Source organism: Microbulbifer zhoushanensis (assembly GCF_021729055.1).
Classification (GTDB): domain Bacteria; phylum Pseudomonadota; class Gammaproteobacteria; order Pseudomonadales; family Cellvibrionaceae; genus Microbulbifer; species Microbulbifer zhoushanensis.
In genome coordinates this window covers 548,206-563,405 of sequence record NZ_JAJSAO010000003.1, presented here as the reverse complement: position 1 = coordinate 563,405, position 15,200 = coordinate 548,206, and the positions used below count along the sequence as shown (strand labels likewise).

The window sequence follows — 15,200 nt, the reverse complement described above, 5'->3', positions numbered from 1 at the left end:
CGTGAAAACCAGACTCTACCGTGTAATCCCTGTCCTGCTGTTGCTGCTCACCCTGGGCGCCTGCGGGCCGGGAAAAGACCCGGGCAGCGAAACGGGTGCTGCGCCAGCGGAGGATGCTGCCGTGGCAGATACCGTGGATGCAACAGAGCCCGAGGTGCCGTCATTCCGCAATTACACTGAACGCGGTGACCTGCCCGCACTGGCCGAGCATGGCGTACTGCGCTTGCTGGCCCCGCGCGGGGAAACCAATAACGCCCTGCCGCGGGATGGCCTGCCGGGAAGTGCCTGGCGGCAGCTGGCAGAAAAGTTCGCCCACAGCCGGGGTTTGGATCCGCAGTGGGTGTACGTGGAATCTTTCTCCGACCTGGTACCGGCGCTGCTGGAGGGGCGGGGCGATGTAATTGCGATCAATTTCTCCCGCACCGACGGGCGCGCCGAGCAGGTGGCATTTACCCGGCCCCTGCAGTTTGTGCAGGAGCTCCTGGTCACCCGCAGTGACACCGCGGAAGGCGGGGCCGAACCGATGATGGTGGCGGTGCGCCGGGGCAGCGCTTTTGCGCGTACCCTCGAGGCGGAAAACGCGATGGTCGCCAGTGCTGCGGACCCGGTTCCGGGCGCGGGCACGGAAGCTGCCGGCGGTACACAAGCCCGTTTTGATATCACCTACCTGGATGAACCCGTCAATCACGACACGTTGCTCACTGCAGTGGTGGATGGCGAGTACCAGGCCACAGTGCTGGACAGCAACCTGGCGGATGCCCTGCTGCCAGATTACCCACAGTTGCAGGCCAGTGACAGCCTGGATTCGCAGCGCGCCATCGCCTGGGCGGTGCGCCAGGACAACCCGCAACTTGAGCGCGCGCTGAATGAGTTCCTGACCTCGGAACACGTAGTCGCGCGGCAGATGGAACAGCGTCCCCTGCGGGACTGGGCCGAGATCCAGTCCAGCCGCACACTGCGGGTGCTCACACGTAACCACCCCGCCTCGTATTTCATGTGGCAGGGTGAACTGATGGGATTCGACTACGACCTGCTCAAGCAGTTTGCCCGGGAAAATAACCTGCGCCTGAGCATGGTGGTGCCGGGGCCGGATGTGGACCTGGCCGAGGCGCTTGAATCCGGACTCGGCGATATGGTGGCGGCGTCGATGACTGTCACCGACAAGCGCCGTGAGCAGGGCATTGAGTTCACCCGCTACTACCTGAAGGTGACCGAGCAGCTCATTGCCGCCGAGCCGTTGCCGGAAAGCGAGGCCGACAAGCCGGTGGCCGAGCTGCTGGCGGGAAGCGAAGTGGCAGTCAACCCGCTGACCAGCTTTTACGCCAACCTGCGCACGCTGGCAGCCGGCCAGGAGCAGCCGATGAAGGTGATACCGGTGAAGGGCGCGGCCACCGAGCACCTGATCGACGCAGTAGTACAGGGCAAATATGCCTATACCATCGCAGACTCGCACCTGGTGGATATCGAGCGCACTTACCGGCGCGATTTCCATGTGGTGGGTGAACTACCGGGCGAGCAGGAGATTGCCTGGGGAGTGCGCCAGGACCAGCCCGTGTTGCTCAAACAGCTGAACAGTTTCCTCAACAAGCACTATCGTGGGCTGTTTTTCAACGTCACCTACAACAAGTACTTCAAGCAATCCAAGCGCACCAGAACCCAGATTGCCGAGCGGCTGCGCAGTACGGACCAGTTGTCGCCCTACGACTCACTGGTGAGAGAGCACGCCGCACGTTCGGACCGGGACTGGCGTATGGTGGTGGCGCAGATGTACCAGGAGAGCCAGTTCGATCCACAGGCACGCTCTTTCGCCGGCGCGCGCGGCCTGATGCAGGTGCTGCCGCGCACCGCAGGCCAGATGGGCATCAGCGACCTGTTTGTGCCGGAAAACAATATCCAGGCGGGCGTCACCTACCTGGACTGGCTGGAGGATCGCTTCCCGCGGGACCTGGATTTCGATGAGAAAATCTATTTCACCCTGGCCGCCTACAACGCCGGCCACGGCCATGTTCGCGATGCGCGCCGGCTGGCTGAGGCCATGGGTAAAGATCCGGATCGCTGGTTCGGTCATGTGGAAGAGGCCATGCTGAAGCTGTCCGAGCCGGAGTACTACCGCAAGGCGCGATTCGGTTATGTGCGCGGGCGGGAGCCGGTCAACTACGTGCGCCAGATCCGCAGTCGCTACCTGGGCTACCTGGCGGTAGCGCGCAACGACAGTGGTGAATGAGACTGGGATAATGTATTAACCCTGGCCCGGTGTGGGCATAAGCCCCGGGGCCAGGTCGCGAATCAATGTGGCAAGCCATTCGGTTACCCCCGGGTATTGCTGTGTATCCAGCACGAATTCCTGGCCGCGGGCGGCACTCTGCAGTTGGCAGTAGCCTGTCCCTGCTTCTGCCGCACGCTGCCAGCGGTCGCGGTTGGCGTGGTAGCTGAGCGGGCTGCGTCCCGGTTCCGGGTAGAAACTGGCCGGCAGGCGCCAGGCCGACGGGCGCGGTGAATCCGGCCGGGTCAGGACCAGCCGCTGGTCCAGTTGTGGGAATATACCGGCACCCGGGAGGGGGCCCTCAAGCCCGGGCAGCGACAGGCGCTTGCCGGAGATGTACAGGGTGTTATTGCTGTCCGGGCCGATATTGAAGTGGGGGTGGTAGCGCGCCCAGCCCAGCGCATCTTCTGCCAGGCTGTCCACCGGCGCTATCTCCCCGACCGACATCCAACCCCAGATTATATGCTGCGCCGGGGCATGCCTGACAAAGCGCCAGCGCCCACCGGAATTTTCCACCGGGCGGAATAACCCGAAGTAAAGGAACAGGTCCCCCTGGGTAACGCCCTGGCGCCGCAGGTGGCCCTGGGCCGACCCGGTCTGCCCCAGTAGCGGCCGCCAGTCCCGATGGCGTGGCAGTGCGTCGGCGTGCATGTCCGGGTCCAGGTGTGCGCCCTCATCGCCACTGTGCCGCCCCCTTGTCAGGTCCTCCACCAGGTTGCCGATATTCTGCCCGCCGAACGCCAGGGCATTGAAAGGAATCGAAGACTGGCGATCGGGTATCGGCAGTGCATACAGGGAGCCATCGGGAAAAATCGGGCTGGGACAGCCGCCGGCGGAGGAATCGAAGCCCTTGCGACTGAGGATCAGGCGCATGGTTCCACCTGTGGCTGGTGGAGGTGAAGTTCGTTGGGAACGCCAGGAGATTTGGGGGAGGTGAAGGAGTTATCCATGAGGCGGAGTGATTGGTTGTTGTATGCGTGTTTAAGGCCAGTTACGCGCGTTTTGCCTTTGCCCGTTACGGAGGGTTTTCCCCGGGGTCAGGCATGGCGTCAATCCAGCGATGTCGGTGCTGCCCGGGCTCTTTATCGCCACCCGGGGTACTCGAGCTGAAACACCCAGCCGCTGTTAACTGTCTCTGATGGCCGTTTACGCAGAAAGACTGTCTCCTCGCTATCTTTGCCTACGGTATCGCCATTTTGCAAGTCGCAGCCATTGACCAGTGCGTACCCGGCCAGGCCAATAAGGCGGCCGCGCAAAGCATCCGGTTCCTCCGGGGCATCCAGGGCTTCGAACTCGGTCCTGCCCAACAGGGCCAGTCCCTGTGTATAACCGACAGTTCGGCCATCGGTATCCCGGAATGCCTTGGCTGAGATCCACAGGCCCAGGGGCAGCTGTCGGTCAAAATCCTGGCTGAGTTCGCTCAGCAATGTTGCCCTCGATACAACATGGGAGGCCGTAGCCCAGAGAGCACCGATTACCTGGGGGCAGGTTGCCACCATTGCCCCGACCGCCTGCGATAATGCTATGGAGTGATCGAGCCCCATACCGCCCACCCGGGCTGAAACGACAATACACCACTCATGGGACCCCACCATCTCCCCCGCTTCAGGCCAGAGTGCGTTGTGTTCCAGGGCCTGACCAAGCCCTCCGGATATTGGTGTCGCGCGAGTCAGCTCAAACTGCAATTGCCCGGAGCTGGTAGCCAGCTTTTTTTCGCTGCCATAGCCTGGCGTCTCCGCCACAGGTTTCAAGTTGGGCCAGTGCCGTTCGAGATATGACTTGACCTCCTGGAGTGAAAGCCGGGGCGAACCGGTGCCGAACAGGATGGAAAATTGCGCACCCTGTTGTCCCAGCTCCTCGATGACGGTAGAACAATCCCGCAACAGGCTGAAGTCGACCGGGGGTGCGTGTTCCCGGTGTTCAGCCGGGACTGGCGTCGACCGTCTCACACCGGCAAAAACCAGTCCGAATAAGATTATCCCGCCGAGCAGATATACCAGGAGCATACCGATATCCGAATTTTCTGTCAGAACCAGCGAGTATAGCTGCCCTGCCGGAGGTGGCCATGGTGGGGGAGCGCCATGGGCACCATGGGTTCAACTGGTGAGCAGGCGCAGGAAGCCCCCGCTGTGAGAGTGGTGCCGGGATGCACCGCGGAATTGCGGGCCGGGCTCAAATGGGCGGCTGAACCCTGTCAGGTTTCACCTCCAGGGCGTAATCATCCGGCCCGCTTGCGCGTTGCCGGCGAAGGATGCGCAGGTTATTGCGTGCGACGCTGTCCTCCCCGTTAAGGGCCAGCGCATGCAGGTAACTCTCTTCAGCGAGTTCCAGCTGGCCGTTGCGACGGTACACTGTGCCCAGGCCTGCCCAGAGGTAGCTGGCATCCTCGTCGTGCAGGATTGCCTCACGGCTGTAGTGAAAGGCATCCCCATAGGCGTTGCGCCGCATCGCCTCCATGGCAAGGTTGTTGAGGTAGATAGCGTAGGCTTCCCGGTCACTGAGCTGGGAGAGCAACTTGCCGGCAAAGATGCGGAAATCCTCCTCGATGACATATGGCTTGTTGTCTGAAATAACGACGGCATTGATATGGCGGATATTCTGCACATAGCCCGCTTCTGCGCTGCCTGTCGCCAGTTGCTGTCGCACTGGAATGGTTGCCTGGTTAAGGCGTGCTTCTGCTCCCAGGTAGCGCGCCATGCTGACAATCATGGCAGCAAAAGAGACACAGTTACCCCGTCTTTGGGAAAAGGCCTGGGCTGCAGAGGCGGTCTGGTTCAGGTCATAGTGGAGGCGGAATTCTTTTTCCTTCAGGTCTTTCAGCACCGCGTTAAGCCGGTTGATTGGCGAGTTCCCTATCCCCACCCGGTCCAGGTAGCTACGCATTTCCTCGCTCACGATAAACAGGTCACGACCCGTGATCCGTTGCCCCTGCCGGTGTTCCGTCAGGGACGGGTGGCCCTGTAGCAGTCGGCTGGTGTTGATCCCGGGTCCGCTTTCCGGAGTGGTTGTCGTTTGTGTACAGCCCGTCGTTATGACCGCGAGCAGTAAAATCATCCATCGCATTGTTCACGCACCTCCCTGTTCCACACGTAATAGGATTACAGCGAGAGCGGAAATAGTTGCGCGGCTGAGATGAGCTACAGCGCTAGGGCGGTGAGTGGAAAACCGAGGGAATTACAGTGCCAGGCGGTTAAATACGACGAATAATCCATTCGTCCTGAAGCGCTGTTATTTCGTCGCGCCCCCGTGAGTTCCTGCCCTTTTAAGAGCCATAGGGGCGCACATCTTGCTTGATAAATGCTTGCGGCGTGCTAGCACGGTTGGTGTTCGGCCAGGCGGCCGTGATGCCAGCCTGGCTCGCTAACTCAGTACTCCTTGTAGGGCAGGAATTTTCCCGAAAGTACTACCTTCACCCGGTCGCCCTTCGGGTTTTCCTCCCGCTCGATATCAAGCGAGAAATCGATGGCGCTCATGATGCCGTCGCCGAACTCCTCGTGGATCAGTTCCTTGATCGTGGTTCCATAAACGTTGACCACTTCATACCAGCGGTAAATCAGCGGGTCGGTGGGAATGGCAGTGGGCAGGGAGCCCTTGTAGGGTACCGCCTGGAGCCAGGTAATGGCTTCATCGGGCAGGTCGAAGATCTCCGCAACCACCCTGGCCTGGGCTTCGGTCATTGCCATCTGCCCGAGACAGGCGGCGGTGGTCCACTCCCTGGACAGGCCGATGGCATTTGCCACCTGGGTCCATTGTATATCCTTGCGAACCTTTGCGGACTGGATCAGCCGGGTTACCTCTTCGCGACTGTTAATCATGGTTTTCTCCTTAAGTGGGCTGGTTGAGCAGGTACAGCAGGGTCAGGATCAGAACAAACTGCAGCGCGGCAAGGCCCCGCCAGAACGCGACTGGGTTTCGCTCGATCAGCGGCGGGCGCTGGCCGGACAGCAGGCTGTGGTTAGGGGTGCGCAGATCGTGGACGAATTCCGACAGGTGGGCATAGCGCCTGAATGGATCTGGGTGGACAGCCTGGCGGATAGCCGCATCCACCCAGCGGGGGACGGCGCTGTTGTCGCTAGCCAGGCTCCCGTAGCTGAGTCGCCTTTGCTCTGTGACTGTGCGCGCCCGTGCCATCCTGGGGCCATAGGGGAAGGCACCGGATAACATGTGATACGTGAGTACGCCGAGGGAGTAGAGGTCAGAGCGAGTGGTGGGGCACTCCCCAAGCAGGCACTCGGGGGCTGCGTACAGCGCAGTGCCCAGCAGCTCGTTGCCGCCACTGGCGCCGGCCAGCTCCTCCAGCCCGGAGATTCGCACGGCACCAAAATCAATGAGTTTTACTGTGCCACTGCGGTCGAGCATGATGTTCTCGGGTTTCAGGTCCCGGTGCAGCATTTCCATCCGGTGCAGGGCCCGCAGGCCGCGTGCCACCTGCTCGGTAATATCCCGCACACGCTCGAGGTCTGGCCGCTGGTTGTCCCGTAGCCACTGGGCCAGTGTCTGGCCGTCAATATACTCGCTGACGGTATAGAGATAGCGCCGCTGCCGGTCGATCGCTGCGGCGGCCAGCAGGTGCGTACTGCGCACCCGGCGCGCAACCCACTCTTCCATCAGCAGTCGCTCGAGATAAGCCCGATCCCCGCCAAGTTCCGTTGAGGGCGTCTTGAGGAATACGTGAGCGCCTGACTTGAGGTCTGTGGCCAGGTAGGCGTGACTACGCGCGGATATCTGCAGTTGGCGCTCGATGCGGAAGCCATCCAGTTGCTCCCCCGGTCCCAGTATGGGGGGTAATGGCAGTTGTTCTGCCTTTTCCCGTAACAGTCTGGCGCCCTCGCCGGGCAGTTGGTCGATACGGGCTATCTGGATGGTCAGGTTATCTGCGCTGCCATTGAGCTGCGCGGCGTCGACCAGCGCCTGCGCTACCTGGTCCAGGTTGGCCTGCGGGTCGGACAGCCGCTCGATAACCTGTTGTGGCGATATATGCTCATAGAGGCCGTCGGTGGCCAGGATGTAATGCTGGCCCTCCTGCAGCGGTAACTGCCGGTAGTCCGGCTGGTCCCGGTCTCGAGCCCCAAGGGCACGGCTCAGGTGGCGTTCCCCGCCAGCTGCCCACTTGCAGTGATCACTGGTGAGCAGTTCCAGGGAACCCTGGTGCAGGCGGTAAATCCGGCTGTCACCAAGGTGGAACAGGTGTGCCGACCGCCCTCGCAGTACCAGGGCGGCAAAAGTGCAGACATAGCCGTGGTCGCGTTGGTAGCGGAACTGCGTTGCACGGGTCTGGGCATCGAGCCACGCGTCAATGGCGGAGATCACGCGGGTCCCGGCTGCGCGCACAGACCAGGCCTCCGAGGTGCAGTAGTAGTCGGCCAGGAACGCTTTTACTGCGGTCTCGCTGGCAATACCACTTACTCGGCTGCTACTGATGCCATCCGCCAGGGCCAGTGCAATTCCCTTGACCACCAGTTGCGCGGCACGGGGAACGGTTGCGCCGTGGCAGTCCTGGTTATGCGCTTTCCTCCCGGCGCTGCTGTACTGGCCGATCGCGACCTGTAGTTGGCCGGGGGTATCCCTGTGGGAGTGCCCGGCCGCTGTTGGCGGCCGGGCTTTCAAGCTTTCCATAGTAGAGCAGCAGGGAATCAGCTGGCGGCGGCCGGCTCTGGACTGGAATCAAGGCTGCGAGCCGGGGCCGTGCGTACATGGGTGCTGTAAAGCGTGAGCCCGGTAAAGGCGAGGCCACCCACCAGGTTACCCAGTGCAGTGGGGATCTCGTTCCAGAGAAAATAGTCGGCTACAGAAAAGCCACCACCCATGATAATGGCCGATGGAAACAGGAACATGTTTACCACCGAGTGCTCGAAGGTCATAAAGAAGAACAGCATGATCGGCATCCACATTGCCAGCACCTTGCCGCTTACGTGGGTGGAGATCATCGCGCCCACCACGCCCATGGAGACCATCCAGTTACACAGCATGCCGCGCAGGAAGATTGTAAACCAGCCGGCGGCACCGTATTCCGCATAGCCCACGGTGCGGGACTCACCGATGCCGGCAATCTTCTGCCCTACTGCACCGGGCTCGACTGAGAAGCCGTAGGTAAACACGAAGGCCATCATAAATGCCACGGTCAGCGCCCCGCCAAAATTGCCCAGGAACACCAGTCCCCAGTTGCGCAGGATCCCATTGACGGTCACCCCGGGGCGCCGGTCCAGCCACGCCAGGGGGGTCAGCACAAACACCCCCGTCAGCAGGTCAAAGCCCATCAGGTAAAGCATGCAGAAGCCCACCGGGAACAGCACCGCGCCGATCAGCGGGTTGCCGGTCGTCACCGTAATGGTAATGGCGAACACCGCTGCAAGTGCCAGGATGGCCCCGGCCATATAGGCCCGGATCAGGGTGTCGCGGGTGGACATGAAAATTTTAGCCTCGCCAGCGTCGACCATTTTGGTCGCAAATTCGGTTGGAAGTAGATAAGCCATGTTTTTGCCCCTGGAATCTGGTTATGGGTGTTTCCACTTAAAGCCATGGGCTGATTCTGCAGGCCAAAAAAAACGGCGCCTTCACCCCGTGGGGCCAAGAGGCCCGGGGAGAAGACGCCGTCGTCTGTGGAAACTGGTTGTTACAGCAAGCCGCGGAATCACGGCGAGCCTGGCAATACCAAAGCAAGCTCTATGCCAATACCTTCCAGAAAGCGTGGCCGGCCAGGAAGTGCAATAGCTGATTTACGAACTCACTTGCCCCTGGCCGGTCTGTGCGTATTTATAGTGTTTCTGGCGCACCGAGTTGGTGCGCACCTGTCCTCTGAGATTCATTCAGTCCTTGCAGTCTTCAGAACAGGTTAGAGCCGAGGAGGTTCGATTTGGCTACAGGCACTAACTTACTGTGTAAAGTTGAGCCTTCTTCTTGGTAGAGAAGCTTTTCTTTACGCGGTCGAAAATCTCATTGGCCTCCTCTCCGGAAAGGGCATCGGTTGAGAGCAGAAGCTCCAGGGCTTGTTTACAGGCGAGAATCTTCTGCTCGGGACTCGCTTCCGGGTTTAGTTTCAGTTTATCTATCTCTGTCTCAAGGGACTCCAGGAAGTTTTCGCAGGCTTCCCTGCTGGGTGAGTTTTGCCACAATATAATTGCCGGTGCGCCATTATGCCTGTTTTTCACAATGACCAGATTTACCGTCTTGTAAAAGAATGCGGCCAAAAACATCGACGCGGGAAACAGTACCGAGAATAGCGCAATATACTCCCCGGTCAGGTCGTTGGGGGTGGTGTCTTTAGCAAGTATGAATATCCCCAATGCAAACAGGATCAAGCTCAGGACCAGGTAACGGTAGGGTCTTTGCATGTACCTGTCGTATTTTGTGTCAAGGTCGAAGAGGTTGAAGGTCTCCTCTTTACTTGCCCTGAGGGTTCTGTATTTAACCCGGACCCTGGATTTGTCCAGAATTTCAACTTCTCGACTTCCCTGTAAGAACTTGCGTTGTCTGATTTTTTTCATTATTTAATTCCTTGTATTCAGTGTGCAAAGTTTCCATTGATCATTATGGTGGGAGACCCCAGGCATGATCCATGGTGAGGGGGTCTCAGTATCATAAGCACTGTTGGGTATTCTAGAATTTCATCGCGATGCAGCGCTGGCTTTGTTGTTGGCGGTTCATTATTACCTTTTTCAGTGTTGGCATAAGACCGGGATTGCTGTCCAGCGCCCTGCGGTACTTCTCTGCGCCGGCTTCATTACAGAGTATCGGGAATACCTGGGCGAAGGCCTTGTTATACAGCGTATCCGCTTCCGCGTTCACTCCGGGGACTGCTCCGAGGACACGTTGGCTTAATCTGTCGAAGATTTCCAGCTGCTCTGCCGGGAAGAGTGCCCCCGTCGCGGCCTTGATCTGGCTCAACTTGTACTGGTCACGCTGCCCGAGGATATTATCCAGCCATCGCTGCTTTGTGTCTTCAGTGGGTCGTATGGCTTCCGCGGTAATCGCGCTATTGCGGGCCCGGTCCGTGTTGTCCCTTTCCAGTTCGGACTTAACCAATGCTTCGTAATTACCGTGCAGGTGGCGGTTCAGCAGTACGATGAGTTGCCAGCGCTTGTCCTGGTCGATGGTGAGCCCATCGATGGCCAGCTCGCCATCAAGGAGCTTGCGGGCGTTGTCGAGGGCGGCCTCGGTGTGGGCGACCCGGGTAAAGGTACCGAGCCAGGTTTTCTGTTCGTCGCTGCCGGCGGGAGCATCATTCAGTTGCTCCCAGGCGAAATCCTCGATTGCGGCAAGTTGCTGGTCACGTTCTTCGCGGGGAATATCGAGGCGATGCAAATAATCCCGGGCGGATGCCAGGTGGCCGCTGATGGCCCGGATCACATTGATATCCTGCTCGGCCGCGGCATTTTCCAGGGCGAAGCTGATCCACTCGCCCAGGGGCATCTTGCCGGACAGTACGCTGCCATAGAGGTTCTGCCACAGCATCAGGCGGGTGAAGGGGCTCTCTATCGCATTGATATGTTGTGAAAGCTGCCCGACAGACTGCGGGTCCAGCTCCACCTTTACATAGCCCCAGTCCTCGTCGTTGGGGTTGAGAATCTGCGGGCAGGGCAGGCCCTCGGCAGCCTCTACCCGGGTCGAGGCGCCGCTATAGGTTACGGGTATGGCTTCCACGCGGCTCATGGTGCCGTCCTGCATCCGGTAGATGCCCAGCTGGATGCGCTGGTCCCGCAGTACCGGGTACTCGTCCGGCGCTGTCTGTTCCAGGGTCAGCCCGGTGATCCTGTCGTTTTCGCACTGGAAGCTGGCGCTGAGGGTGTTAACCCCCGGCTGGTATAGCCAGGCGCGGGTCCAGTCCCCGAGGTCCTTGTCCGCCGCTTTGCCCAGGCTGCCCATAAAGTCCTGTAGCGTGGCATTGTCGTAGGCATATTCATTCAGGTAATTGCTCACTCCCTGCTGGAACTCTTCCTTGCCCAGGTAGAATGGCAGCTGCTTCAGGACCGAGCCGCCCTTGCCGTAGGTAATGCCATCGAAGTTGGAAAAGGCTTCTGCGGTGTTAGCCACTGGCAGCTCGATCGGGTGCGTGGTAACCAGCTCGTCCGAGTCGTAGGCCCATTGTTTGGTGCGCAGGTAGAAATTCTCCCACACGTCATCGAACTCACTGTTCTCCGCCAGCGCCAGGTAGGCCATATAAGTGGCGAAGCTTTCCTTCAGCCAGAGCCCGTTCCACCAGTCCATGGTGACCAGGTCACCAAACCACATATGGGCCATTTCGTGCGCGATCACATTGGCCAGGCGCTGTCGCTCGGCCTGGGTTTTCTCCCCGCGGGAAACATAGGCCTCGTTAAAGGTGACGGCGGCCACATTCTCCATGGCACCGATGGTGAAATCCGGCACGATTACCTGGTCGTATTTGCCGAATGGATAGTCGATGCCGTAGTAGTCCTGGAAGAAGTCGAATGACTGTCTGGTGAAGGTGAACCAGTCTTCCGGTTTTACATTCGGTGCCAGTGTCTGGCGTGCCATCAGGCGCAGGGGGATACCGTTCGCGTCGTCTTCCCAGACTTCGTAGGGGCCGGCATGCAGCGGGAAGATATAGGAGGAAAACTTCTTCGTCTGCGGGAAGTGCCAGAGCCTGTGGCCATCTGCGGTGTTCTCGACCTTGTCCTCGCGGGCAGTGGTCACCACCTGCCAGTCGGCCGGGGCTTTGACCTGCACGGTATAGCGCGCTTTCAGGTCGGGCTGGTCAAAGTGTGGGAAAAAGCGATTGGCCTTGTAGGGCTCAAAGTGGGTGTACAGGTAGACATTACCGTCTTCCGGGTCCTGGAAGCGGTGCAGGCCGGAACCATCGGTGGAGTATGGGTGGTTGTAAGTAATGGCGATGCTGTTCTCGCCAGCCTGCAGGCGCTCTGGGGCAATGCTGATAAAGTAGTCGTTGTAGTCGAAGGGAATTTCCTTACCTCCGACCGTCACTTTCTCCACGTTGCCACCGGTGAAGTCGATAGTCAGGGGCTGGTCCGGAACTTGCGCCAGCGTGGTGTCGGCTACCACGGTGCCGGTAAAAGTCTCTCCCTCGTTATCCAGTGCCACAGAGATGCTGTAGTCCACATCGGCAATCTGCTGTTTGCGCCACTTGGCATACTCGGCCGTCAGCTCCGGGCCATCAGCGCGCGAAACCGCATTACCATCGCTTTGCTGTGTGCTGGCTGCGGCGGGACGGTCCGGGGATTGACCGGACGCGACCGGGTCATTGCCCGCGCTGTCCTTTCCACAGGCGGTGAGTATGGCTGCGGATAACAGTGTTGCCGTAAACAGGGGTAGCTTTCTCATGGGGAACTCCGGTGTTCGCGCCGGTCGGGATCGCGGATTGTTATATATACATATCCAGGCGGGCTGTGCGCCGGGCTTTAAGTGAGTTATACCACGCCGACGCAGCCGCTTCGAGGAACAGGATATTCAGAGAGTGGTGGCAAAATGGTGGCTTGTGATATCGAACCCTTCGCGCAGGTAGAAGCGGTGTGCGGCGAAGCGTTGCACGCCGGAATCCAGGTGCAGTTGTTCGCAGTTGTTCTCCCGTCCGTAATGCTTCAGCCAGCTGACCAGAGCCTTGCCGGCTCCGCTGGAGCGGTGATTCTGGTCCGTAACCAGGTCGTCCACATAGATATGCTTACCCCAGGCGAGCTTGCGGTTGATGACGAACCCTGCAACGGCAACCGGTATGCCGTCGACCAGCGCGATGGCTACCTGGTAACCGTCCTCCTGCTGGGCCCTGATTTGACGGAGCAGGGCTGCGTGGCTGAATTGGGGCCGCAACTGCAGCAGTAGTTCCGCGGCAGCCGAGAGATCGGTGTCGCTGGTGGCCAGTCGGATTTCCATTGATGCATTTCTCCGGTTCAGTTGCCTGTGTTTGCCGCTTCATTCCTGGATTGCAGGACCTGTTCGATAAAGTCTGCCCAGACCGGGTCGGGCTCCCAGACCTGCAGCAAAAGTTCCCGCGCACGGCTCTCGGGCCAGTCCTGCTTCACGGTGTGATAGAGGTACATAAATGCAGAGACGCGCATATTCATGGCGCAGTGCACCCAGACCCGGCTGCCGGCCTGTTGGCGCAGTACAGCCGCGAAGAGTTCAAACTGGCTTACCTGTGGCCGGTCGAAACGCACCGGGATATGCACATAGCTCATGCCGTGCCCGGTCACGACATCGCCCTCGTGTTCGATGGCGTTACTGGCGGTACTGAGGGCAAGGTTGATTACGCTGGTATAGCCGAGTTCGGCGATCTGCCTGAAGTCATCGGCGCTGGGTTGGCCGGATGTGGCAATGTGGTCGGAGACCCGTAGGAAATTGGTGATATTGATAGCGATTCCCTCCGTGGAAGTGGGTCGCCTTTATAACATGCCCCGCCCGGCACTGTGGCCGGGCGGAAGCGGGCGGGGAATCAGTTGCTCGGGAACGAGAACTGGGCACCTTCGCGTACCCCGCTGGACGGCCAGCGCTGGGTGATGGTCTTGCGGTTGGTGTAGAAGCGCACACCGTCCGGGCCATAGGCGGACAGGTCGCCGAACAGGGAGCGCTTCCAGCCGCCGAAGCTGTGGTAAGCCACGGGTACCGGCAGCGGTACGTTGATGCCCACCATGCCGACCAGGATATTGTCGCTGAAGTAGCGCGCCGCTTCGCCGTCACGGGTGAAGATGCAGGTGCCGTTGCCGTACTCGTGGTCGTTGATCATCTGCATGGCCTCTTCCATGCTGTTGGCGCGCACCACCAGCAGTACCGGGCCGAAGATTTCCTCCTCGTAGCAGGTCATGCCCGGCTTGACGTTGTCGATCAGGGTGCCGCCGACAAAGAAGCCGTTCTCGCCGCCGTCCACTTTCGGGTTGCGGCCATCCACCACGATGCTGGCACCCTGCTCGGCGGCGCTGGTGATATAGCCGTTGACCTTGTGCATGTGTGCCTCGGTGATCACCGGGCCAAAGTCATTGCTGCTGTCGGTGTAGGCGCCGACCTTCAGCTTGCCCATCTCTGCGGTCATTTTCTCGACCAGGGCATCGGCGGCTTCATCGCCGACACACACGGCAACCGACAGGGCCATACAGCGCTCACCGGAAGAACCGAAGGCGGCACCGGTGAGGGCGGCCACGGCGTTGTCCATATCGGCGTCGGGCATGATGATGGCGTGGTTCTTGGCCCCGCCCAGGGCCTGGCAGCGTTTGCCGTGGGCGCTGGCTGTGGCGTAGACATATTCGGCGATCGGGGTGGAGCCCACGAAGCTGACCGCCTGTACGCGGTCATCGGTCAGCAGGGTGTCGACGGCTACCTTATCGCCGTTCACCACATTCATGACGCCGTCCGGGAGGCCGGCCTCCTGCAGCAGCTGGGCCAGGTATAGTGAGGCGGACGGGTCGCGCTCGGACGGCTTCAGTACGAATGTATTGCCGCAGACGATGGCCAGCGGGAACATCCACAGCGGCACCATGGCCGGGAAGTTGAACGGGGTGATACCGGCGCAGACGCCCAGCGGCTGCATCTCGCTCCAGGAGTCGATGCCCGGGCCCACGTTGCGGCTGTGCTCGCCCTTCAGCATCTGCGGGGCGCAGCAGGCGAAGTCCACATTCTCGATGCCGCGGGTCAGTTCGCCCATGGCGTCGTGGGAGATCTTGCCGTGCTCCTCGCCGATCATCGCGCAGATCTGTTCGGCATTCTCTTCCAGCAGCTGCTTGAACTTGAACATGACCCTGGCGCGCTTGGCCGGTGGCGTGTTTCGCCATTCCGGGTAGGCGGCCTGGGCGGCAGCGATGGCTTCCTCGACGGTGGATTTGGCCGCGATGGCCACCTGCCTGGTGACCTCACCGGTGGCCGGGTTGAATACGTCCTGGGTGCGCTCGGCGGCCTCGCTGACCTGGCCGTTGATGTAATGACCCACAATGCTCATGTGTCTTCCTCTCTATTTTTTTAACTATCAATTCTCTGGCCG

General features: G+C 60.2%; 12 protein-coding genes. 1 reads left to right on the top strand and 11 read right to left on the bottom strand.

Annotation, left to right across the window (positions count from 1 at the left end; translation table 11 throughout):
- Position 1 precedes the first annotated feature (1 nt).
- Positions 2–2,224 carry an MltF family protein gene (locus LVD10_RS08650; protein ID WP_233006634.1) on the top strand — a complete coding sequence of 741 codons (2,223 nt, stop codon included), beginning with the start codon at positions 2–4 and terminating at the stop codon, positions 2,222–2,224.
- A gap of 15 nt (positions 2,225–2,239) precedes the next feature.
- Here LVD10_RS08650 and LVD10_RS08645 read toward each other — a convergent pair whose 3' ends face one another.
- The 11 genes from LVD10_RS08645 to LVD10_RS08595 all read right to left on the bottom strand — a co-directional run bounded on the left by LVD10_RS08645 (position 2,240) and on the right by LVD10_RS08595 (position 15,158).
- The gene (locus LVD10_RS08645; RefSeq protein WP_233006633.1) at positions 2,240–3,136 is read right to left on the bottom strand and encodes an Nmad3 family putative nucleotide modification protein; all 897 of its coding nucleotides are present in this window, start codon (positions 3,134–3,136) and stop codon (positions 2,240–2,242) included.
- Positions 3,137–3,345: 209 nt separating this feature from the next.
- Positions 3,346–4,212, bottom strand: coding sequence for a DUF4261 domain-containing protein (locus LVD10_RS18050; RefSeq protein WP_237063112.1), 867 nt, complete (start codon positions 4,210–4,212; stop codon positions 3,346–3,348).
- A 223-nt stretch (positions 4,213–4,435) separates the two neighbouring features.
- Entirely contained in the window at positions 4,436–5,326 is an 891-nt protein-coding gene (locus LVD10_RS08635) for a transglutaminase domain-containing protein (RefSeq protein ID WP_237063110.1), read from the bottom strand.
- Between the two features lie 302 nt (positions 5,327–5,628).
- Positions 5,629–6,078 carry a cyanase gene (cynS, locus tag LVD10_RS08630; protein WP_233006630.1) on the bottom strand — a complete coding sequence of 150 codons (450 nt, stop codon included), beginning with the start codon at positions 6,076–6,078 and terminating at the stop codon, positions 5,629–5,631.
- A gap of 10 nt (positions 6,079–6,088) precedes the next feature.
- Complete coding sequence (locus LVD10_RS08625; protein WP_237063108.1) at positions 6,089–7,879, bottom strand: bifunctional protein-serine/threonine kinase/phosphatase; 1,791 nt, start codon at positions 7,877–7,879, stop codon at positions 6,089–6,091.
- A gap of 17 nt (positions 7,880–7,896) precedes the next feature.
- Complete coding sequence (locus LVD10_RS08620) at positions 7,897–8,736, bottom strand: formate/nitrite transporter family protein (RefSeq protein WP_233006628.1); 840 nt, start codon at positions 8,734–8,736, stop codon at positions 7,897–7,899.
- A 393-nt stretch (positions 8,737–9,129) separates the two neighbouring features.
- Positions 9,130–9,747 carry a hypothetical protein gene (locus tag LVD10_RS08615; protein ID WP_237063106.1) on the bottom strand — a complete coding sequence of 206 codons (618 nt, stop codon included), beginning with the start codon at positions 9,745–9,747 and terminating at the stop codon, positions 9,130–9,132.
- 112 nt (positions 9,748–9,859) lie between these two features.
- Entirely contained in the window at positions 9,860–12,559 is a 2,700-nt protein-coding gene (gene pepN, locus LVD10_RS08610; RefSeq protein WP_237063104.1) for an aminopeptidase N, read from the bottom strand.
- Positions 12,560–12,685: 126 nt separating this feature from the next.
- On the bottom strand, positions 12,686–13,105 hold the full coding sequence (locus LVD10_RS08605; protein WP_233006625.1) for a GNAT family N-acetyltransferase: 420 nt from the start codon (positions 13,103–13,105) through the stop codon (positions 12,686–12,688).
- 17 nt (positions 13,106–13,122) lie between these two features.
- Complete coding sequence (locus LVD10_RS08600; protein WP_255701178.1) at positions 13,123–13,578, bottom strand: protein tyrosine phosphatase family protein; 456 nt, start codon at positions 13,576–13,578, stop codon at positions 13,123–13,125.
- Between the two features lie 86 nt (positions 13,579–13,664).
- Entirely contained in the window at positions 13,665–15,158 is a 1,494-nt protein-coding gene (locus LVD10_RS08595) for a CoA-acylating methylmalonate-semialdehyde dehydrogenase (RefSeq protein WP_237063102.1), read from the bottom strand.
- Between the last annotated feature and the right edge of the window lie 42 nt (positions 15,159–15,200).